This window comes from Vibrio marisflavi CECT 7928 (assembly GCF_921294215.1).
GTDB lineage: Bacteria > Pseudomonadota > Gammaproteobacteria > Enterobacterales > Vibrionaceae > Vibrio > Vibrio marisflavi.
Map to the genome: position 1 here is coordinate 2,674,214 of NZ_CAKLDM010000002.1, position 21,904 is coordinate 2,696,117.

A 21,904-nucleotide genomic window follows, 5' to 3' on the forward strand; every position below is an offset into this window, starting at 1 on the left:
GACATTGCAGAGCTCATTATCGACTCATCAAATTATTCATTTCTAACATTGGCATTAGGGTTGCCATCACGATAAATAGCACCATCGCAGCCATTAAAGCGATAATTGCTGGCGTAAAGATGCCAAGAGCGATATTCACTGTCGATTCAAAGTTAGCGTCTTGGTTATCAGCTGCACGTGTGAGCATGCTTTCCAACTCGCCACTTTGCTCGCCACTGGCAATCATATGCAGCATCATTGGTGGAAAGAGTTTGGTTTGGTCAAGAGACATACGCAAACTCGCTCCTTCACGGACACTCTCCATCGCAATGCCCACTTGTTTCTTAATGAAACGATTAGACATGACATCCATCGCTACGTTCATTCCATCTAAGATAGGAATTGCACTGGAGGTACAGATTGATAAAGTTCGAGCAAAGCGCGAAGTATTCAACCCCTTTGAGATTTTTCCGATAAGCGGCATCGATACCACTTTTTTATCCCAAGCCAAGCGGATCTTAGGTTTATTTAATAACCACTTAATCAGGTAAATCACCGCCAAAATAGCCAAGAAGAGCTGAAGACCCCAATTCTGAACAAACTGACTCGCTGCCAGCAAGAATTGAGTAGACTGAGGCAGTGCTTGGCCCATTTGGATGATAGGGTCGACAATCTTAGGCACTACGTTGGCCAACAGAAAAGCTACGATACCAACAGCAAACACAACCAGTACAACTGGATAGATGAGTGCTTGCTGAATTGTGGAACGCATTTTCTGCCTGCTTTCGGCGTAATCAGCCAATCGCTCCAGTACAGCATCTAAATGACCAGATTTTTCACCAGCCGATACCATTGAGCGAAACAGCTCATCAAAGATGTGAGGGTAATCCGCCATACTGTCAGCAAGTGTGTAACCTTCGGTCACCTTTGAGCGAACCGCCATTAACATGTTGCGAATACGCGGTTTTTCTGATTGCTCTGATACTGCCCTTAGACACTCTTCTAAAGGCATTCCAGATTGAACAAGAGTGGAAAGCTGACGAGTGATAAGCGCAAGATCTGGCGTACTAATGCCACGCTTGAAACTGACACCCTGAGAGCCACCACTACTGCTTTGAGCTTTAGAGCGAGTTTCTGCAACTTCAACAGGAATAAGGCCTTGCTCTTTTAAACGAGAACGAACTTGTTTGGCATTGTCGCCCTCCATGACGCCTTTTTTCTGTTTACCTTTTGCATCTAACGCTTTGTACTCAAATGCCGCCATTAGGATTCCTTCGTTACTCGCATGACTTCCTCAAGAGAGGTAATACCTTGCCTCACTTTTTCCAACCCATCCGCTCGTATACTTGGTGTTCTCTTACGTACCGAGTGTTCAATCTCTTGCTCACCAGCTTCACTATGGATGAGCTCTTGAACTTGAGCATCAACAAGTAGCAACTCATGAATACCAGTACGTCCGCGATAACCTTTGTTGTTACATTTCTCACAACCTACAGCTCGATACAGTGTCAGAGATTCGTTTTCATCTAACTCAAACAGCTTTTTCTGCTCTTTATCTGCTTCATACGGAGCCATACATTCTTGGCACAGTGTGCGCACAAGGCGCTGAGCCAATACACCAAGCAATGAAGAAGAAATTAAAAACGGCTCAATGCCCATATCACGTAGACGAGTAATCGCACCCACCGCAGTGTTGGTGTGCAACGTCGACATCACTAAGTGGCCAGTCAATGACGCTTGAACCGCTATTTGCGCGGTTTCTAAATCTCGGATTTCCCCGACCATCACAACATCTGGGTCTTGACGCAATATCGCACGCAAGCCGCGAGCAAATGTCATATCAACTTTTGGGTTAACTTGAGTTTGGCCGATACCATCGATATCAAATTCAATCGGATCTTCAACGGTAAGAATATTGCGTTCGTTGCTGTTGATCTCAGTTAGACCTGCATACAAGGTGGTGGACTTACCGGAACCTGTCGGGCCAGTAACCAATATAATACCGTGGGGCCGTTGGATGAGTTTACGGAAGCTATCGTGGTTGCGTGGCGTCATACCTAAGCTATGCAAATCTAGTCTAGTGGCGTTTTTATCCAGAAGACGCATTACAACGCGTTCGCCATGGGATGACGGCATAGTAGACACACGCACATCGACCGCGCGCCCACCAATACGAAGAGAAATGCGTCCATCTTGAGGGACCCGCTTTTCCGCAATGTCGAGTTTGGCCATGACTTTAACACGTGAAACCAACAAAGGAGCGAGCTTACGACTTGGCGCCAATACATCTCGCAGCACCCCATCAATACGAAAGCGTATCGATAGCGATTTTTCGAATGTCTCTATATGGATATCCGAAGCGCCTTCTTTAATCGCCTCACCCAACATTGCGTTGATCAGCTTAATGATAGGTGCATCATCTTCAGCTTCGAGCAAATCTTCATCTTGTGGCAATTCTTCTGCAAGAGAGAAGAAGTCATCACTATCAGCACCAATGTCTTCCATTAACTGACGCGCTTCCGAAGAGTCGCGTTGATACACTTCAGTTAACTTGGTATCAAACGCTTCGATGCTCACTTCTTTGAGCGCAAATTCAGATTGCATCACCCGCTTCACTTCAACTAAAGCTGGGATAGAAACTGGCGGTACAAAGTAAAGAGTCGCACTTCCCTCTTCGGTTTGGGCGAATACCATCTTGAATCGATTGGCGAAACTAAATGGAAGCCGCTTTTGCGAGCCCATAGTGGATACGTCATCCATTACTTCTTACTCGTCTTAGTTACCTGATCAATGATGGCCTGCAACTCTGGTGGGTGATTACCATCATCACCGTACTTCGGCAGCACTGGGATATTAGAGTTCTTCAGAAGATCCAAACCTTCATCTGCTTTGTATAACTGCTCGGCGCGAATATAGTTATATTTACGCTCAGTGACACCATCAGCAGCAACACCCGTGCGAATAATGGTTGGTTTGATAAATACCATCAGGTTTTTCTTTTCCATGCTGGTAGACGTCGATCTAAATAGCGCACCGATAATTGGGATGTCTCCCAAAAGTGGCACTTTCGACTTACTCTCTACTGCTCGCTCGTCTATCAAACCACCTAGCACCAGCATTTGACCATCGTTTACCATAACTACTGTATTAAGCTGACGCTTAGCAAAACGCACATCCACAGCACCATCGGCAGGTAGTACGTTTGATACTTCTTGCTGGATAGTCAGTTTAACTGCATTACCTTCGTTAATTTGTGGCGTAACTTTCAACTTGATACCCACTTCTTTACGGCTAACCGTTTGGAATGGGTTGGAGTTATTAGAACCTGCCGTCGAGCCTGTTACAACCGGCACTTCCTCACCGACAATAAAGTCCGCTTCACTGTTATCTAGCACCATAATGCTTGGTGAAGATAAAATGTTCGCATTGGAATCGGTAGAAATTGCGCTGATCAAAGCGGTCCAGTCGCCCATCATTAGACTCACTGCCGCTCCATTTACACCACTCAGAGCACTAGCCAAATTATCATAAGACCCTGATGTCGTTGATGTATAAGGAGTTCCATCTGTACTAATGTATGTTTCTGTCTGGTCTTTTGCATCCTCAAGACCCGTCATCACACCACCAATTGGTACTCCTGTATTGCCAAATTGAACAACAGAACCACTTTCCAAAGACCCCCATTGAACGCCAAGTTTTATACCTTGCGATTCACTCATCTCTACAATCAGCGCTTCAATGAGAACCTGAGCACGACGAATATCGAGCTGCTTGATGATGCTCTTCAGCGATTTCATGATATCTGGCGGCGCGGTAATGACTAGCGCGTTAACTGACTTAGATGCTTCGATAGATACATCTGCCGCCGAAGATTTACCCGTGCCTTTGGCTGCTTTCTCTGCTTCTAATGTTTTTGCGACACCTTGTAGCACTTTAACAACATCTTCCGCCTTGGCGTACTTCAAGTACACCACTTGGCTCTTGCCTTTAGAGATCATGTTGACGTCAAGCTGCTCAATTAGCTTGACCAAACGCTCTCTCACTTCAGGGCTACCCGAAATCAAAATTGAGTTGGTTCTGTCATCAGCAACCAATTTTGGCTGCATGTTCGTCGGCACACTTTGTGAATTATTGGACTTAATCAGAGAATCAATAGTACGCACTACATCGGAGGCATTGGCGTTTTTCAGCTCAATCACTTGAACATTCTTATCACCGATTTTATCTACTCGGCGGATAATCTCGACCAACTTATTCACCGTATCAGCACGACCGGTGATCAGGATAATATTTGATGGTTCATAGTGAACAACATTACCCGCACCTGCGTTATCGATTAGCTGGCGAAGAATAGGTGAAAGCTCTCGAACAGAAACATTGTGTACTGTGACCACTCGGGTGATCACTTCATCGCTGAACTTTGCTTTGTCGTTGCCAACCAATACTGGGACAGAGGCTGTCTTCGCATCTTTTGCTTTAATAACCTTCACAACGCCATCTGGCAAAGTGACAGCAGCAAAACCATACGTCTCTAATACGTTTAAAAATAGGCTGTAGTACTGCTTTTCGTTCAGAGGATCGTAACTTCTGACATCAATTTTACCACGCACAGAAGGGTCAATAATGATGGTTTTACCTAGATTGCGCCCAACGCTATCAATGAACTCTTGAATATCGGTACCTTTGAAGTTAACACTAAACTCATTCGCCATCGCCATTGTCGGCACAGCCAATAAGCTCAGAATTAATAACCATGTACCCTTGTTAAGCCAACGCTTCACTTTTCACTCCTCTACCTGCGTGAAACCGCACAGGCCCTACATATTAATATTGACGTCACGTTGCTGCCCATTACGTTCTATTGTTAGGTTTAGCTTATGATCTTTGATTATCCCTTGGAAAACCTTCTCCAAGCTCGCGGGATCTGTGAGCTCATGCCCATTTATCTTGGTGGCGATATCGCCACTTTTGAGTCCCAAAGAGGTAAAGAGTTCCGGACTCGCTCCCGGAGAAATACGATAGCCGATAGATTGGCCATTTCTTTTGACTGGAGAAAATTTCACATACTGAAGAATCATTCGTGGCTGCTCAGCGAGTTTGGCTAACAGCGCTTGCTGTTTCACTGGTGGCATATCGCTAACTGCTACTGGCTGAACAGGTTTGATAGTGGCGTTAGAAATTTTGGAGTATTTCACCCCTTTTAGCATTAAGGTTTCATCACGCCCATTGTTACTAATGATGACTCGATCGATTAACACGGCTTTTAGTTTTGCGCGTGTCCCTTTGATAACATCATCAATTCCGTAGGTTGCTTGCTGACCTTTATTGGCAATAACAGCAACACCTTGGGTAGGCTCAGAGCTTGCAACAGTTCCAACCAAGGTTAAATTCAATGTGGTTTTAGGTGCGTTTTGAACAACCTGAGTGACAACTGGCGCTGCTTTCTTTTCATAAACGCCAAATAAGTGGCTTTGTTCTAATTTAGAGAGGTCGAGTGCATGATGATTACTTGAGGAATGATTGACCGCTGGCGGTGTCCAGCGAGCGACCTGAGCAGAGTTGCCACTAATCATCCAAACGGCATCACCCAAGGTCCATGCTGCAACAACTAGCAACCAAGCTGTTAAAGCTACGCTTAGCTTTTGCTGCAATTCAAAACTATTTTCATTGAAAAAATTCAGCCAAAAGTCTGGTTTTGACAATGCATTTAAGTCAATGCGTTTCACTCATGTCCCTTATTATCACCTAATATATAGTGGCTACGCGGCATCCAATTTACCGGAGAGCGCCCAAATATAGCATAGCGCACTGCATATGCATCATATATGTCTGAATATTTCAATGCTACCTTGAAAATTAAGTAGTGAGACACCATTTTCATCATTAATTAATATTATTAACAACTGTTAGAGCAAGTATTCATATATGACTACTCAATCTGATTCTGTACGACTTGATAAGTGGCTTTGGGCTGCAAGGTTCTACAAAACGAGATCTATCGCACGAACTATGGTCGATGGCGGCAAAGTGCACTACAATGGTCAACGCAGCAAACCTAGTAAAATCGTAGAACTAGGTGCGGTCATTAGCCTAAGACAAGGCAATGAAGAAAAAGTTGTCGTGATCGAAAAAATTTCTGATCAGCGGCGAGGAGCGCCAATCGCTCAAACTCTTTATAAAGAGACGGATGACAGCGTCAAAAAGCGCGAAGACAATGCGCTCAAACGTAAGCTGAATGCTCATAATCCGAGCCCTGAAAAACGTCCCGACAAAAAACAACGTCGCGACATTATCAAATTTAAACATCAATAAGCTGGAGTTTTCCCAATGGCAAACAACGTGTTAAATCGCTACCTATTTGAAGACCTATCGGTACGCGGCGAACTGGTACAGTTAAGTGACGTGTACCAACAGATGTTGTCGAACAAGGAGTACCCAGCTCCAATAGAACACTTGCTAGGTGAAATGCTAGTTGCAACCACTTTGCTAACGGCAACGATCAAGTTTGAAGGTTCAATCACCATGCAATTACAAGGTGACGGTCCTGTATCACTTGTCGTTATAAATGGTAGCAATGAACAGCAAGTTCGCGGCATTGCGCGTTGGGAAGGTGAAATTGCCAACGACGCAAACCTACACGATTTGCTAGGTAAAGGTCACTTAGTTATCACTATTGAACCAAAGCAAGGTGAACGCTACCAAGGTGTGGTTGGCCTCGAAGGTGACAACTTAGCGCAAATTATTGAAGGATACTTTGAGCGTTCAGAGCAGCTTCATACTCGCCTTTGGATACGTGTGGGTCAACATGATGGTAAACCTCATGCAGCTGGTATGCTACTGCAAGTCATGCCAGATGGTACAGGTAGCGACAATGACTTTGATCACCTTGAGAAGCTCACTGAAACTGTGAAAAACGACGAACTGTTCTCCCTAGAGGCCAATGAGCTACTTTATCGCCTCTACAACCAAGAGAAAGTGCAGGTTTTTGAGCCTCAGGCTGTCGAGTTTAAGTGTGGCTGTTCAAGAGAGCGCAGTGCATCCGCGATCCTCACTCTTGATAAAAAAGAGGTAGAAGACATTTTATCTACTGAAGGTTCTATTTCTTTACATTGCGATTACTGCGGCTCAAGCTACTTATTCGATCCTTCAGACGTGACCGAGCTCTACGCCAATGCCTCTAAAGGCGATGATACGCTGCATTAATTCTCTTTATAAAGAAAACCTGTAATTAATCATCAAAAGGTCAGCCACGCGCTGGCCTTTTTGTGATCTAAAAGCCTAAATACAACCTATAAGCAGTAAGAAAATAACTTGTTAATTTTTTACTATAAATAAGCCTCATAATCCTAGCCGAAAGCAATAACTACGGGATACACTAAGAGCTCCAATGCATGATGAGCAGTGCAAATTCGGAGTGATTTATGAACTAACTCCCTGTTTTCCACCTGCCTCGTTGATAGCATAGTGAACAAAATATTATAAGAATCTTACAAAACCCCTACAAAATATCCATATAAAGGAGCACCTATGACCGTTATGGAACATACGCAGGCTGCAACCATAGACTTAACCAAACACGGGATAGTCGGCGTGACTGAGGTTCTTCGCAATCCTAGCTATGAACAGCTATTTGCAGAAGAAACTCGATCTGACTTAGAAGGTTACGAGAAAGGAATCGTGACTGAGTTAGGTGCCGTTGCTGTCGATACTGGTATTTTTACTGGTCGTTCCCCGAAAGATAAATACATCGTTAAAGATGACACAACGAGAGATACTTTGTGGTGGTCTGATCAAGGTAAAAACGATAACAAACCCATCTCTACTGAAATCTGGAACGATCTTAAGTCTCTCGTTACTACTCAACTTTCTGGCAAACGCCTATTTGTCATCGATGGATACTGTGGTGCAAACCCAGACTCTAGACTAAGTGTTCGAATCATTACCGAAGTGGCTTGGCAAGCGCATTTCGTTAAAAACATGTTTATTCGCCCAACAGAGCAAGAGCTGGAAACATTCGAGCCTGATTTTGTTGTGATGAACGGTGCAAAAACCAATAATCCAAACTGGCAAGCGCAAGGTTTGAACTCTGAAAACTTCATTGCTTTCAACCTAACTGAACGCACTCAGATTATCGGCGGCACATGGTACGGTGGCGAGATGAAAAAAGGTATGTTCTCAGTAATGAACTACCTTCTACCTCTCAAAGGTATTGCTTCAATGCACTGTTCTGCCAACGTTGGTGAAAAAGGCGATGTTGCCATCTTCTTTGGTCTATCGGGCACAGGCAAAACAACACTCTCTACCGATCCTAAGCGTGAGCTGATTGGTGATGACGAACACGGTTGGGACGACGACGGCATCTTTAACTTTGAAGGTGGCTGCTACGCAAAAACTATCCGCTTGTCTAAAGAAGCAGAACCTGACATCTACAATGCTATCCGTCGCGATGCGCTACTAGAGAACGTTACGGTAACTTCTGACGGTAAGATTGATTTTGACGATGGCTCAAAAACGGAAAACACTCGTGTTTCTTATCCGTTGTACCACATTGAAAACATTGTTAAACCAGTCTCTAAAGCGGGTCATGCGAAGAAGGTTATCTTCTTAACTGCTGACGCGTTTGGTGTATTACCACCTGTTTCCAAGCTGACTCCAGAGCAAACGAAGTACCACTTCCTATCTGGCTTTACTGCCAAACTAGCAGGTACAGAGCGTGGTATTACAGAGCCAACACCAACCTTCTCTGCAGCGTTTGGGGCGGCATTCTTGTCACTGCACCCAACTCAGTATGCTGAGGTTCTGGTAAAGAGAATGAAAGCCGCTGGAGCAGAAGCTTACTTGGTCAACACTGGCTGGAACGGCACTGGCAAGCGTATTTCAATTAAAGATACACGTGGCATCATTGACGCTATCCTTGATGGCTCTATTGATCACGCACAAACTAAGCACATCCCAATCTTTAACTTGCAAGTACCTACAGAGCTGCACGACGTTGATTCAAATATTTTGGACCCTCGTGATACCTACTCTGAGCCTGAGCTGTGGGATGAAAAAGCGAAAGACCTAGCATCTCGCTTTATCAATAACTTTGCTCAATACACCGATAACGATGAAGGTAAGTCATTAGTTGCAGCAGGCCCGCAACTAGACTAAATCCTAGATAATTGATAACTAAGATCCAAGCCCCTAAAAATAGGGGCTTTTTATTGCCTCTTTAGATAATTTGTTTCAAGCTATAGCCAATAGAAAATAACATTGGCGTCACGTTGGATGAGAAAGCTAGCTAAAGTCGTTATTGCATTACTGTGTTTGTTGTTACTCACTACAGCGACTCTTTATGGTTTACTCTTCACAAAATTTGCTACGCCTGTAGCCAATGCACTTATTCATTACACGCTAAGCAAAGACGTCACAGCGAAAAAAGTTGTTTACCAATCACCCTGGACCTTCGAATTTGAAGGGGTAACAACCAATCTCAATCGTGGCAAAGCCTACATTCCTAAAGTGACTATTTGGGTAAACCCGAGTGTGATTCACAAAGGGAAAATAGCTTTAGATAGTGTTTTGATCGATGGTTTAAGCCTGCAAGGTGCCCTACCAAACTTTTCATTTAGCAAAGACTTTTTCTTATATCAAATTGCATTCCATAATCTCGATTTTTCCGCCAACAATTTTGTTGCCCGCAACCTAGACATTCAAGTCAACAAACCAGTTTGGACAAAAGAAAACGTCATCTTGCCATATGGCCGAATCCAACTCTCTGCTGATCAAATTTATTATCAAAGCCAAGCCTTAGATAACGTACTGATAAACGCCAACTATAAGCCTCAAGACAGTACTATTTATGGCGCATCGTTCACATGGCAAGGGGCTTCTGTTTCAGGACAAGCTGAGCAATACCCATCTGGCTGGTCATTGGTGAACTTGACCATCAGTAAGTTAACGCTGACTGAGCAGCAGGAATCTGAAAAGCTGAAAAATATTTTGCGCCAATTGACATCACATATCAGTCACATTAACAGCTTGGACTTGCTCAATAGTGAACTGCAATATGGTGATTGGGCATTCAACAACGTCGATGCGTCAATCGAGAATATACAAACCAATCAATCTATCTGGAATCAAAAGCAAGGCTATGTTTCCTTTAATGCCGATAGCATCAACTACAAGAACCTACAGTTTGTTCAACCGAGTGCACAAATCTACTTTGCTCCAAACAAAATTAACCTAGCAGAGTTAGATACGGACTTTGAACAAGGCCGAGTGAAAGCCAGTGCAGACTTTACCCCAAACTCTGCCAATTTCTCACTGCTGCATGCCAGTGGCATCAAGTGGTCAACAGATGCCAAGACCGATTTGTCATGGCTAAAACATGTCGTTCCACCTTTAGATGCACTCACCATTCAGCAAATGGACGTAGAGAACTGCCAGTTTATTCAATTAACTGACAGGCCATTTTGGCAGCTGTCTGGGCTAAGTTTTGAAGGCACAAACCTTGAGTTAGTCAAAGATAAGCGATGGGGGCTCTGGAATGGGCAATTCCAAGCAAGTGCTAGTAGCGCGAGTTATGGTGACCTTATTGCTTCGCAAGCAATAGTGCAGACCCACTCTGAGCAGGGCGATTGGTCTCTTGATCGACTATTCATTCCACTGAGAAATGGTTATGTGGATGCGAAAGGAAAATGGAACCTCAATGAAAATGGAGAGCCTTGGCAACTAACACTAAAAGCTGATAGCGTCCCTGTCGCGCAGAATGAACTGTGGAAAGCGCCGCCGTTTGAATTTGATGGCACTTTAGAGGTAAGCGCCGAGCTAAAGGGGCTAGCAAAAAGCAAAGAGCTGTTTAACTATTCATTATCAGGTAAAGCAAATGCTAACTTACGCCACGCAACACTTTCTCAACATCATCAAGTCGATGGACAAACCCGCAGCTTAGTTTTGCCACTAGAAGTAGATAACGTACAAGCAACATTAGATAGAGGCCGAGTGAGCATATCAAGTAACGATATAAGTGGCCCAAATATTAAAGGGAAACTAGCGGCGACACTCGACCTTACTTCGCCAGAAACAGACCAGGCGAACCTGACGATAGATGAAAAGTGCGAACAGAATCGACTCAATCTCATCACCGGTGAAATCAAAACTAAGTCGACCTGCGATAACGCTGCCCAAACTAAGAAACGCTGAGTATAGCCAGCTACGTTCTATGTTTACTGCTCTTAGCTTATTCTTGCTCGGCACCTTCGCTATTAGGCAAAATCATATAGGTGCCGATAAAATCTACGGCAGGGGTGTCACCACTGTAAATCGTAACGTTAATCACCACTCTCGCTTTTCGACCAGAAGCCAGCCTATCGAGATCTCCACTTATACCATCTAAAGAAGTCGAAGCGACAGGAGAAAACTCTACTGGCAAGCGGTAACGTATGCGGCTATCAGCTAAGACGATATCTCCAGTAAGATTGCGCTCTTTCATCAGAAGCCAAGTCATCCCCCAGCCAGTCAACGTCGCCAGCGTAAATGCCGATCCTGCAAACATTGTGTTGTGAGGGTTTAGGTTCGGGTTCAATTGCGCAGAGCATTCAAACTGATAACCATTGTACTGGTTAATTTTGATGCCCATTTTATCGCTGATAGGGATCTGCTTTTCCCAGCGTTGCTGCAGCTCGCTACACCACTCTGGTTTTCTCAACACGTCAGCCATCGGGTCTAACTGCTTAACCATTTGCTGGTGACGTACTGGACCACGTTGATCGTTGAGCTCACCCCGCGCTTCAAAGCCATTTTTTTGATAAAACGGAATGGCGTCTTCTCGAGCGTTACATACCAATCTCTTTGCGCCTTCTTGGCGAGCTAGAGATTCTAGAGCAACCAGTACAAGCGATCCCATACCTTTACCTTGCCTACCACCTTTAACCGCCATAAAACGAACCTGACCTTCATGATCAGGCGTAATGTATAGACGACCAATTGCAATTGGTTTACCCCGACCATCGACGATCATCCGGTGATGACTCATCATATCGTATTCATCACGCTCAGAGCCAAGAGGCATCTGCCAAGGCTCACGAAGCATTTGCCAGCGAAAGTGATAATACTTATTTAGCTGATTGTCTGTTTTTGGCGTAATCAGTTTAAACATTCATTTTTCTCAACATTTTATAATTCGTGTGCCACTAACGAGGATGAACCGCATATCAAGTTTAGGCTATGGGGGTGTTTGTTCTAGACTTGCAACCAAAACGTCACAGGGCCATCGTTCACTAACGACACTTTCATGTCCGCAGCAAAACGACCTCGCTCCGTTGCAATAACGGTTTCACAGTGGTTACAAAAAGATTGGTAAAGTTGCTCAGCCTTTTCCGGACTAGCACCTCGAGAAAAGCCAGCTCTCGTGCCTTTCTTGGTATCTGCAGGTAACGTAAATTGAGAAACAACCAAGAGTTTGCCATCAACTTGCTTAACGTTTAAATTCATTTTCCCTTCCGCATCTTCAAACACTCGGTAAGTAGACACGCGTTCCATCAATCTTTTTGCTTTGGCATCGTCATCATCTTTTTCTACCCCAAGCAGCACAAGTAGACCTTTGTCTATTTCGCCGACCACTTCACCGTTAACCCTAACGGCAGCTTCACTTACTCTTTGTATCAGGGCTATCACTTACTTTTCCTTCGATGCTGTTCGCTGACTGAGCAGCAAAGTCTATCACGTTCGGTTTCAAGCTCCAGCTTTCATGCTCACCCAACGCAGCGGTGATCTCAGCACCAATTAAAACAATGAACCAACTTAAATATACCCAAATAAACAATATGGGAATAGCGGCCAAAGCACCATATATCAATTGATAAGAAGGAAAATGTGTGATGTAAAGCGTAAATAGCTTTTTGCTTAACTCAAACAAAACCGCAGCTGAAAAAGCACCAGCCATTGCATGATACAAACGAACTTTAAGATTTGGCACCAATATATACAGGCCAGCAAAAGTGAAAAATGACAGCAAAAACGGCAGCCATTTCAACATCAAGTTATACACGCCAGTAATCGTATCGTAATCCAAAATTTTGAGTGATACGACGTAGGAAGAAATGGCAATACTGGTTCCCGCTAAAATGGGCCCCAAAGTGAGAACCATCCAGTACATCGAAAATGAATACACTGCGCGGCGTTTATTCTTAACACGCCAAATATAATTTAGATTCTTATCAATATTAGCAATCAGAGCCAAAGCAGCTACAAACAATACGCCACTACCAACAGCAGTCATTTTTCCTGTATTGGCGATAAATTCAGATAATGCTTGGCGAACCGCATCCCCAGCCGTTGGCACAAAGTTAGTAATGATGAAGTCTTGAATGGTATCGCCCACATTAGAGAAAGCCGAAACTGACGACAAAACAGATAGAAGTACAGTCAACATCGGCACGATAGAAAGCAAAGATATATAAGCCAGATAACCTGCGCTAACATTCACTCTATCGTGCTTAATCCTATTGAATAGGTAACGAACAAATCCTTGTGTTTCAATAAGAAAGTTATCGACTTTCAATCGACTACCCCCAGGGTCAAATGACCTCATCAACATACTTAACTCTGTTAAGTGTAACAAATGGTCGGCAAATCTTACCCCTTCAAACACCTAGCTCATTAGATTCTCATCAACGACTCGCAAGAAGGGTGCAAGTTAATGTTGGTTTTGATAGTCTTCTAGAGCTTTATAATAATCTTTTTCATAAGCTAGCGATCCCCATAACGCATGTGCTTTAGCTTGGCGAACCACTTCAGGCTCGACAATTTTTTCCTCTAATGAGTCACTTTTGGGGTCATAAAGGTACGTCGCGGGTGCTTTTTCCGGCCTAATAACCACCAACTCATTTTGAGCATTGAGCCAACCAAAGTTACGATCTCTTTGCATCAACGCCCTCTGCTTATTTAACGGCACTTTCTTCGTCAAATCGTGGCCTATCATAGGTGTATAGCCGCTAATACCAGCTAATGAAAGTAGTGTTGGTGACATATCTATCTGACTAACTAACCGCTTATCAATGTGAGCAGGAATAGACTTACCAAGAATAATGGCTGGAATATGGAAGTGCCCAACAGGAACAGGTAAAGAGCCCGTTGCTCTAGAGTCATGGTCAGCGATCACTAAGAAAATAGTGTCATCCCAATAAGTAGATTTTCTAGCCTTATCGATAAACTTACCAACCGCATAATCCGCGTATTTCACTGCATTCTCTAGAGTCGCATTCGGCGAATTATAATGCTTTATCGTTCCTTCAGGGTATTCATATGGCGTATGGTTTGAAGAGGTAAAGACCAAGCTGAAAAACGGTTTTCCTTCTTTGTTTAACTTGGTGAATTCTTGATCAGCTTTATCAAAAAGGTCTTCATCTGACGCGCCCCAAGAACCAACAAACTTTGGCGAGTTGAACGTTGGTAAGTCTTTGATATCTGTAAAACCATTGCCTAAGAAAAAGCTTTTCATGTTGTCGAAGTGACTTTCACCACCATAAACAAACTGAGTGACATATCCTTTCGACTTGAGTAAGTCAGCGATAGTAAAAAAATCCGTCTGACTTTTACCAAGCTTAACAACAGCCCGCGAAGGTGTGGGGGTAAAGCCGGTAATTACAGCTTCAATTCCGCGAACAGAACGTGTCCCAGTTGAATACATGTTGGTGAATGCCCAGCCTTCATTCATTAGCCGATCTAAATTCGGTGAAGTATCAATGCCACCAAGGCTTTTAACATATCGAGCTCCCTGGCTTTCCATCAGAACAATGACAATATTTTTTGGGGCACTTTCTTTTGGTGATTGGTGATAAGTTAACGTTGGTTGTTCACTAGATTCAAATTTGCGCTGCCCAACATTCATTGAGTCTCTCACAACTTCAATCACCTCCTTCTCAGGCATGTTAGGGTAAAAATCAAAGGCACTTTTTTCAGAGCTCATCTGTTTTGCTGCGAATATTACAGAGTAAGAAGAATTTAGAATTAGGTCATTCACCATTGGATCGCTAGAGTACGCAACTAACGCTGGATTTAATGGACGATGCCCCAGTGTTGAGCGAGCGCCCATAACACCAATAGCCACAACTAAGATGGCCAAAAACGGACGCCAATACCACTTTTGGTAGTGAAGATTGCTAACCAAAGAGCGAGTCCAGCGCCAACCTACATATAAGGTCAATATGGTTGTGGCAGTCGAAATAAACAGCTCAAGCTTGTAACCGGTCCAGAGCATACTAAACACTTCTTTGGGGTAAATAAGGTATTCAATAAAGTTCCGGTTTGGCCTAAGGTCATATTGTAAAATAAACGGTGGAGTGGCAACTTCCATATAGACTACTAGCCACAGTCCAGCGGTTATCCAAACCCGTAATAACCAATTCCAAATTTTACCAACAACATTGTCGAATGACAGAAGCGTGGCTAGCAGCGCTGGCAGAATCAACAAATAGCTTACTGACGCTAGATCAATTCGAACTCCTCTACCTAATACCGTCAGCCAGTCACTAATGCTGGGTAACCTCTCATAAAGCCATATAGATAATACCAACCTAGAGATACCAAATAGAGCCAAAATAACCAATGCTGATATAACAATGGGGTAAAGCACGCCCAGTCTCTTTTTGAATATATTCATTTCAGTCCCTTGAAAAGATATCTATTTGAGTACTACAAACTTTAGTTTGAATTGGTAGATAACTATTGACTACATTTAGGATATAGCCTTCCAATAGACTGCGCGTAATATGAGTAAAGCTCAACGCCCGAATATGAGAGTTTTGACCAGACTCTTGTTTGAGAAACAAAATAGAGCATTAACTCAACAGTAAAGATATAGTTGTCACATTGGTTCTCAGCTACCCTCAACTATCTTAGGTGTCTGAATGAAAAAAATTTTTCTTGTCGCGATAGTTATCATCGCTATAGGCGTCTATGGGTTAAATAAATATGTTGAATCTCAGCTCGAAAAGATGACACATAACAATGCGTACGATAACTGCAATAAAATATGGTCGGCAAGAGGCTTATACTCAGATCGGAGTACCGAAAATACGATAGAAAGCTTCCAAAAGGCGTTTGCTGCGGGTGCTAAAGGGGCAGAAGTAGATTTTTTTTATGACCCGGAGACTCAAGTATTTTATGTTACTCATGATAGCATTGTACGCAATCCTGATGGTTCAATAGAAGATCCTAATGCCCTAACTCTTGAACAACTCCTCTCGTATTTTGGCAATCAATATTATTGGTGGCTCGACTATAAAAATTTAGGGCGTATTACTAGTGAGCAAACCCAAGCCGCTATTAGAAGGCTTCAGGTGATTATGGACAAAAATCAAGGGCTCAAGGAGAAGGTATACATTGAAGGCTCCAACCCGTTGATGGTTAGCGAGTACACTAGAGCAGGCTTTAAAACTATCCTCGCGCTAGATTTACTACCTGCTAGCAATCCATTATCTGAGTATTTGGTGAATCTATACAAAATTGCATATTACTTTTCAGACATAACTGTTGTAGCCAGCCGTGCTACACATAGAGTAAACCCAGAAAACCCTAAATATACCACTCGCATCCAAGAGCAGTTTTCTAATATTCCGATTTTCTTGTTCCATACACCAGATGATCCAAAATATTTGCAAGAGTTAATGGACGACCCTTTGGTTAGAGTAATTTTGGTCGGGGCCGGCCAGAGCATAGATAGATTTGATATCAGCAATTGCTCTCAGAAAGCTTCAACCAACAACTAACCTCCACAAACAAAAACACCCCAAGCTTGGGGTGTTTCGCTTTTAGAGTTCTATTCTTCAGCTTTATTTCGCCGCGCGACTTGCACGTTTACGATCGTTTTCCGTTAGGTGTTTCTTACGAATACGGATGTTTTCTGGTGTCACTTCTACTAGTTCATCGTCATCGATAAACTCAAGTGCTTGCTCTAACGTGTACTTGATTGCAGGTGTTAGAACCTGAGCATCATCAGTTCCTGACGCACGAACGTTAGTCAGCTGCTTGCCTTTTAGGCAGTTTACTGTTAGGTCGTTAGAGCGGTTGTGAATACCAATGATTTGGCCTTCGTACACTTCGTCTGCGTGCTCAGCAAATAGGCGACCGCGCTCTTGCAGGTTAAACAGCGCATAAGTCAACGCTTTACCCGTCGCGTTTGAAATCAATACACCATTGATACGCTGGCCAATCTCACCGCCTTTATGTGGGCCGTAGTGATCAAACGTATGATAAAGCAGACCTGAACCTGAAGTTAGGGTCATGAACTCAGTTTGGAAACCGATAAGACCACGTGAAGGCATCATAAAGTCCATACGTACACGGCCTTTGCCGTCAGGCGCCATATCGGTTAGCTCACCTTTACGAAGACCAATGTTTTCCATTATGCCACCTTGATGCTCTTCTACCACATCAATAGTAACTGTCTCATAAGGTTCCATTAGCTGACCATCTTCTTCTTTGATGATAACTTCTGGGCGAGATACGGCTAGCTCGAAACCTTCTCGACGCATATTTTCAATCAAGATAGAAAGGTGAAGCTCACCACGACCAGAAACACGGAATTTATCAGGGTCTTCAGTTTGCTCTACACGAAGCGCAACATTGTGTACTAGTTCTTTTTCCAAGCGTTCAAGGATGTTACGTGACGTTACGTACTTACCTTCTTTACCAGCAAATGGAGAAGTATTGACTTGGAAAGTCATGGTTACAGTAGGCTCATCAACCGAAAGCGGAGTCATTGCTTCGACATTGTTTTGGTCACAAATTGTGTCGGAAATCTTCAGCTCACCAAGACCTGTAATTGCAACAATATCACCAGCATTCGCTTGTTCAACTTCATGGCGTTCAAGGCCTAAATAACCAAGTACAGTGCCAACTTTACCGTTACGCTTGCTGCCATCTGCACTCACAATTGTTACTTGCTGGTTTGGAGCAACAGTACCACGCGTAACACGAGCAACACCAATAACACCTACATATGAGCTGTAGTCTAGCTGAGAAACTTGCATTTGTAGCGAGCCTTCAACGTCCACTTTTGGTGGTTCAACTGTATCGACAACCGCTTGGAATAGTGGCTCCATGTCCTCGCCTACTTCACCTTCTTCTAGGCTTGCCCAACCATTAAGTGCAGATGCGTACACCACTTGGAAATCAAGCTGGTCATCTGAAGCACCTAAGTTATCAAACAAGTCAAACACTTGATCCATAACCCAATCAGGGCGTGCACCAGGGCGGTCAATCTTGTTGATAACAACAATTGGCTTCAAGCCGTGTGCAAACGCTTTTTGTGTCACGAAGCGTGTTTGTGGCATTGGACCATCAACAGCATCAACAATAAGCAACACAGAGTCGACCATAGACATGATACGCTCAACTTCACCACCGAAGTCTGCGTGTCCCGGAGTATCTACGATGTTGATTCGGTAGTCGTTCCAGTTAATCGCAGTATTTTTCGCAAGAATAGTAATACCGCGCTCTTTTTCAATGTCGTTCGAGTCCATGACTCGCTCTTCAGCTTCACCGCGAGATTCTAGTGTGCCTGACTGCTGTAGCAGCTTATCAACCAAGGTTGTTTTGCCGTGGTCAACGTGGGCAATGATCGCGATATTTCTTAACTTATCAATCTGTGGAGTGGCCATGGATTTCGATTCACTTTATAAAAGAAGTAAGCTTTTCTACTGACTATCAGTTGAAGTCTACATTCTTGATTAAAAAAACGGCCATAATGTACCAGATTTTGACGAAAAACCCAGAAATATGTGATCTAACACGTTACATTTCATTGTCAATCGTGGCTAAGTCAACAGAATTCGAACTCACTTTCCATATCACTCCAATCATATTGACATCAAATCGAAAGAAAGGCTGAATATCATACAAGTAACTATTCACCTTGGTGCAAAGCCCATCATTTTGCACCATTTTGGACGCACAAAGCACCACAACAGTGCAAAACAACGCACCACAGAAAAGCAACACACATAAGATACTGAATTTATTGACTATATTTTTTGGCACGTTTTTAGCTAACTTGGAGTCAGCATCGATTAATCCATTTGAAACATTAATCAATGCTAGATTTCTTTATTCTGGCTTAAACCGCTTTAACAACACTGGAGGTTATCCAAGATGTCAGTAGAAAATGTTCTTTCACTTATCCAAGAGAACGAAGTTAAGTTTGTCGATCTACGTTTCACAGATACAAAAGGTAAAGAGCAGCACATCTCTATTCCTGCTCATCAAATCGATGCTGACTTTTTTGAAGAAGGTAAGATGTTCGATGGTTCTTCAGTTGCTGGCTGGAAAGGTATCAACGAATCAGACATGGTGATGATGCCTGATGCTTCTTCTGCGGTACTTGACCCATTCACTGAAGATGCCACTCTAAACGTTCGTTGTGACATTTTAGAGCCTTCAACTATGCAAGGCTACGATCGCGATCCTCGCTCTATCGCCAAACGCGCAGAAGATTTCATGCGTTCTACAGGGATTGCAGACTCTGTATTGATCGGTCCTGAGCCAGAGTTCTTCTTGTTTGATGACGTTAAATTCTCTACGAATATGTCTGGTTCATTCTACAAAGTCGACGATGTTGAAGCATCTTGGAACTCAGGTGCAGACTTCGAAGAAGGTAACAAAGGGCATCGTCCAGGAGTAAAAGGCGGTTATTTCCCTGTTGCTCCTGTTGATTCCTCTCAAGATATCCGCTCTGCAATGTGCCTAGTGATGGAAGAGATGGGCCTTGTGGTTGAAGCACACCACCATGAAGTAGCAACAGCAGGCCAGAACGAAATCGCAACTCGTTTCAACACACTTACGAACAAAGCAGATGAAATCCAAATCTATAAATACGTTGTTCACAACGTTGCTCACGCATTTGGTAAAACGGCTACCTTCATGCCTAAGCCACTTGTTGGTGACAACGGCAGCGGTATGCATGTTCACCAATCTCTAGCAAAAGATGGTGTTAACCTATTTGCTGGCGACAAGTATGGTGGCCTATCTGAAACAGCGCTTTACTACATCGGTGGTATCATCAAGCACGCACGCGCAATCAACGCATTTGCAAACGCATCTACAAACTCATACAAGCGTCTAGTCCCTGGCTTTGAAGCACCTGTAATGCTTGCATACTCTGCACGTAACCGTTCTGCATCTATCCGTATCCCAGTGGTGCCAAGTCCAAAAGCGCGTCGTATCGAAGTTCGTTTTGGCGATCCAACGGCGAACCCATACTTATGCTTTGCTGCAATGCTAATGGCTGGTCTTGACGGTATTAAGAACAAGCTTCACCCAGGTGATGCTATGGATAAAGACTTATACGACCTTCCAGCAGAAGAAGCTGCAGAAATCCCAACAGTGGCATACTCACTAAAAGAAGCTCTGCAATCTCTAGACTCAGATCGTGAGTTCCTAACAGCTGGCGGTGTATTCTCTGATGACTTCATCAACTCTTACATTGAACTGAAAGAGCAAGAAGTAGAGCGTGTAAACATGACGACTCACCCAGTTGAGTTTGAGCTTTACTACTCGGTATAAGCCCGCATTCAAATGGATATTTACTAGCCCACCCTATCGGTGGGCTTTTACTTTCTATAAGCCGCCAAAATAAATCTCAAACAATTGAAAATTAAAGTGTTAATCTCAAGAAACTCATCAAGTTAGGCAGGGTATTTGCATTATGTTTACCCATTGCTGTGCATTGAAGCTCCCTTCTCTGCACCAGCGCCCAAACCTTGGGCATTTTTAAGACAAAATTGATTGGGTTCTATTCAAGGATGCGTCATACTGAAAATAGCATCGCACCAAGTTGGTGCAGCGCGTCTTTTTAGCCAATAGAGAGGATGAGTTTGTGAAAGATGATCTTAACAGTACGATACTCAACAATGTCGTCACTGCTATGCTCATGCTAAATGAGTCTCTTGAAGTGCGCTATGCTAACCCCGCTGCAGAACAATTATTTTCACAAAGCGCGAAACGTATCGTAGACCAGCCTTTATCCAATTTAATCCAGCACGCTTCTATGGATCTTGCACTTCTCTCACAGCCCCTGCAAAGCGGCCAAAGTATCACCGATAGCGATGTTACGTTTGTAGTAGACGGCAAGCCATTGATGCTTGAGGTAACCGTTAGCCCCGTGAGCTGGGAAAGCGAAGTACTCTTGTTAGTTGAAATGAGAAAAATCGACCAGCAGCGTCGATTAAGCCAAGAGCTCAATCAGCATGCTCAACAACAAGCTGCCAAGCTGCTAGTTCGAGGACTCGCGCATGAAATTAAAAACCCTCTTGGCGGGCTGCGAGGTGCTGCGCAGCTATTGCAGAGAATGTTGCCAGATCAAAGCTTAACCGAATATACACAGATAATTATCGAACAAGCCGATAGGTTACGTGGCTTGGTAGACAGGTTGCTTGGCCCACAAAGGCCGGGGATAAGAAAACAAGAGAACCTTCATCTTGTGCTGGAGAAAATTCGCCAACTGATAGAGCTGGAATTGGGCAATCAAGTGATGATTGAGCGAGATTATGACCCTAGCCTGCCAGATATCATGATGGATACCGATCAGATTGAACAAGCACTTCTCAATATTGTCAGCAATGCAGGGCAGATCTTATCTAATCAACCAAATGGCAAAATAACCATTCGCACTAGAACCGTGCACCAAGCCAATATTCATGGCCACACGCACAAACTCGCCGCTCGTATTGAGGTTATCGATAACGGGCCGGGTATTCCAACAGATTTACAAGACACCCTTTTCTACCCGATGGTCAGTGGTAGAGAAGGTGGAACAGGTTTGGGGCTATCAATTTCACAGAACTTAATTGATCAACATAAAGGTAAGATCGACGTGGAGAGCTGGCCAGGCAGAACCACATTTACTATCTACCTACCAATTTAGCCCAATGCTAAATAGAGC

General features: G+C 43.6%; 16 protein-coding genes. 7 read left to right on the plus strand and 9 right to left on the minus strand.

Annotated elements, in window-relative coordinates; all coding sequences use genetic code 11:
- Positions 1–16: 16 nt before the first annotated feature.
- The 4 genes from gspF to gspC are packed head-to-tail and all read right to left on the minus strand — an operon-like array spanning position 17 to position 5,705.
- Complete coding sequence (gene gspF, locus L7A31_RS19050; protein WP_237363332.1) at positions 17–1,243, minus strand: type II secretion system inner membrane protein GspF; 1,227 nt, start codon at positions 1,241–1,243, stop codon at positions 17–19.
- Positions 1,243–2,739 carry a type II secretion system ATPase GspE gene (gene gspE, locus L7A31_RS19055; RefSeq protein ID WP_237363333.1) on the minus strand — a complete coding sequence of 499 codons (1,497 nt, stop codon included), beginning with the start codon at positions 2,737–2,739 and terminating at the stop codon, positions 1,243–1,245. The genes gspF and gspE overlap by 1 nt, the downstream gene beginning before the upstream one ends.
- Entirely contained in the window at positions 2,739–4,760 is a 2,022-nt protein-coding gene (gspD, locus tag L7A31_RS19060; protein ID WP_237363334.1) for a type II secretion system secretin GspD, read from the minus strand. Before gspD ends, gspE begins: the two co-directional genes overlap by 1 nt.
- 36 nt (positions 4,761–4,796) lie before the next feature.
- Complete coding sequence (gspC, locus tag L7A31_RS19065; RefSeq protein WP_237363335.1) at positions 4,797–5,705, minus strand: type II secretion system protein GspC; 909 nt, start codon at positions 5,703–5,705, stop codon at positions 4,797–4,799.
- Between the two features lie 199 nt (positions 5,706–5,904).
- On the opposite strand from gspC, the gene hslR reads away from it, so the two are divergent.
- The 4 genes from hslR to L7A31_RS19085 all read left to right on the plus strand — a co-directional run bounded on the left by hslR (position 5,905) and on the right by L7A31_RS19085 (position 11,166).
- Complete coding sequence (gene hslR / locus L7A31_RS19070) at positions 5,905–6,291, plus strand: ribosome-associated heat shock protein Hsp15 (protein ID WP_237363336.1); 387 nt, start codon at positions 5,905–5,907, stop codon at positions 6,289–6,291.
- A 15-nt stretch (positions 6,292–6,306) separates the two neighbouring features.
- Positions 6,307–7,182 (plus strand): Hsp33 family molecular chaperone HslO, encoded by an 876-nt coding sequence (gene hslO / locus L7A31_RS19075; RefSeq protein WP_237363337.1) that lies wholly within the window; start codon positions 6,307–6,309, stop codon positions 7,180–7,182.
- A gap of 324 nt (positions 7,183–7,506) precedes the next feature.
- Positions 7,507–9,132: a phosphoenolpyruvate carboxykinase (ATP) gene (pckA, locus tag L7A31_RS19080; RefSeq protein WP_237363338.1), complete on the plus strand. Its 1,626-nt coding sequence runs from the start codon at positions 7,507–7,509 to the stop codon at positions 9,130–9,132.
- 117 nt (positions 9,133–9,249) lie between these two features.
- Positions 9,250–11,166, plus strand: coding sequence for an AsmA family protein (locus tag L7A31_RS19085; protein ID WP_237363339.1), 1,917 nt, complete (start codon positions 9,250–9,252; stop codon positions 11,164–11,166).
- Between the two features lie 37 nt (positions 11,167–11,203).
- On the opposite strand, the gene L7A31_RS19090 is transcribed toward L7A31_RS19085, so the two are convergent.
- The 4 genes from L7A31_RS19090 to L7A31_RS19105 form a co-directional block, all read right to left on the minus strand.
- On the minus strand, positions 11,204–12,121 hold the full coding sequence (locus L7A31_RS19090) for a bifunctional GNAT family N-acetyltransferase/hotdog fold thioesterase (RefSeq protein ID WP_237363340.1): 918 nt from the start codon (positions 12,119–12,121) through the stop codon (positions 11,204–11,206).
- An 83-nt stretch (positions 12,122–12,204) separates the two neighbouring features.
- Complete coding sequence (dtd, locus tag L7A31_RS19095; protein WP_237363341.1) at positions 12,205–12,639, minus strand: D-aminoacyl-tRNA deacylase; 435 nt, start codon at positions 12,637–12,639, stop codon at positions 12,205–12,207.
- A complete protein-coding gene (locus L7A31_RS19100; protein WP_435532907.1) occupies positions 12,611–13,561 on the minus strand; it encodes a virulence factor BrkB family protein in 951 nt (316 codons plus the stop codon). Before L7A31_RS19100 ends, dtd begins: the two co-directional genes overlap by 29 nt.
- Before the next feature lie 99 nt (positions 13,562–13,660).
- On the minus strand, positions 13,661–15,625 hold the full coding sequence (locus L7A31_RS19105) for an LTA synthase family protein (protein WP_237363342.1): 1,965 nt from the start codon (positions 15,623–15,625) through the stop codon (positions 13,661–13,663).
- Between the two features lie 247 nt (positions 15,626–15,872).
- Here L7A31_RS19105 and L7A31_RS19110 point away from each other — a divergent pair, with 247 nt between their 5' ends.
- Positions 15,873–16,733: a hypothetical protein gene (locus L7A31_RS19110; protein ID WP_237363343.1), complete on the plus strand. Its 861-nt coding sequence runs from the start codon at positions 15,873–15,875 to the stop codon at positions 16,731–16,733.
- Between the two features lie 63 nt (positions 16,734–16,796).
- Here the strand turns inward: L7A31_RS19110 and typA are convergent, their stop codons facing one another.
- A complete protein-coding gene (gene typA, locus L7A31_RS19115) occupies positions 16,797–18,626 on the minus strand; it encodes a translational GTPase TypA (protein ID WP_237363344.1) in 1,830 nt (609 codons plus the stop codon).
- A gap of 490 nt (positions 18,627–19,116) precedes the next feature.
- Between typA and glnA the strand changes: the two genes are divergently transcribed.
- Entirely contained in the window at positions 19,117–20,526 is a 1,410-nt protein-coding gene (gene glnA / locus L7A31_RS19120) for a glutamate--ammonia ligase (protein WP_237363345.1), read from the plus strand.
- A gap of 361 nt (positions 20,527–20,887) precedes the next feature.
- The gene (gene glnL / locus L7A31_RS19125; protein ID WP_237363609.1) at positions 20,888–21,886 is read left to right on the plus strand and encodes a nitrogen regulation protein NR(II); all 999 of its coding nucleotides are present in this window, start codon (positions 20,888–20,890) and stop codon (positions 21,884–21,886) included.
- Positions 21,887–21,904: the final 18 nt, after the last annotated feature.

What these genes read in the sequence shown, in the direction of transcription:
- gspF (WP_237363332.1), bottom strand. Translation starts at nt 1,243, where the DNA reads ATGGCGGCATTTGAGTACAAAGCGTTAGATGCAAAAGGTAAACAGAAA.
- glnL (WP_237363609.1), top strand. Translation starts at nt 20,888, where the DNA reads ATGCTCATGCTAAATGAGTCTCTTGAAGTGCGCTATGCTAACCCCGCT.
- L7A31_RS19090 (WP_237363340.1), bottom strand. Translation starts at nt 12,121, where the DNA reads ATGTTTAAACTGATTACGCCAAAAACAGACAATCAGCTAAATAAGTAT.
- gspE (WP_237363333.1), bottom strand. Translation starts at nt 2,739, where the DNA reads ATGGATGACGTATCCACTATGGGCTCGCAAAAGCGGCTTCCATTTAGT.
- hslR (WP_237363336.1), top strand. Translation starts at nt 5,905, where the DNA reads ATGACTACTCAATCTGATTCTGTACGACTTGATAAGTGGCTTTGGGCT.
- L7A31_RS19110 (WP_237363343.1), top strand. Translation starts at nt 15,873, where the DNA reads ATGAAAAAAATTTTTCTTGTCGCGATAGTTATCATCGCTATAGGCGTC.
- pckA (WP_237363338.1), top strand. Translation starts at nt 7,507, where the DNA reads ATGACCGTTATGGAACATACGCAGGCTGCAACCATAGACTTAACCAAA.
- glnA (WP_237363345.1), top strand. Translation starts at nt 19,117, where the DNA reads ATGTCAGTAGAAAATGTTCTTTCACTTATCCAAGAGAACGAAGTTAAG.
- L7A31_RS19085 (WP_237363339.1), top strand. Translation starts at nt 9,250, where the DNA reads ATGAGAAAGCTAGCTAAAGTCGTTATTGCATTACTGTGTTTGTTGTTA.
- typA (WP_237363344.1), bottom strand. Translation starts at nt 18,626, where the DNA reads ATGGCCACTCCACAGATTGATAAGTTAAGAAATATCGCGATCATTGCC.
- L7A31_RS19100 (WP_435532907.1), bottom strand. Translation starts at nt 13,561, where the DNA reads ATGTTGATGAGGTCATTTGACCCTGGGGGTAGTCGATTGAAAGTCGAT.
- L7A31_RS19105 (WP_237363342.1), bottom strand. Translation starts at nt 15,625, where the DNA reads ATGAATATATTCAAAAAGAGACTGGGCGTGCTTTACCCCATTGTTATA.
- hslO (WP_237363337.1), top strand. Translation starts at nt 6,307, where the DNA reads ATGGCAAACAACGTGTTAAATCGCTACCTATTTGAAGACCTATCGGTA.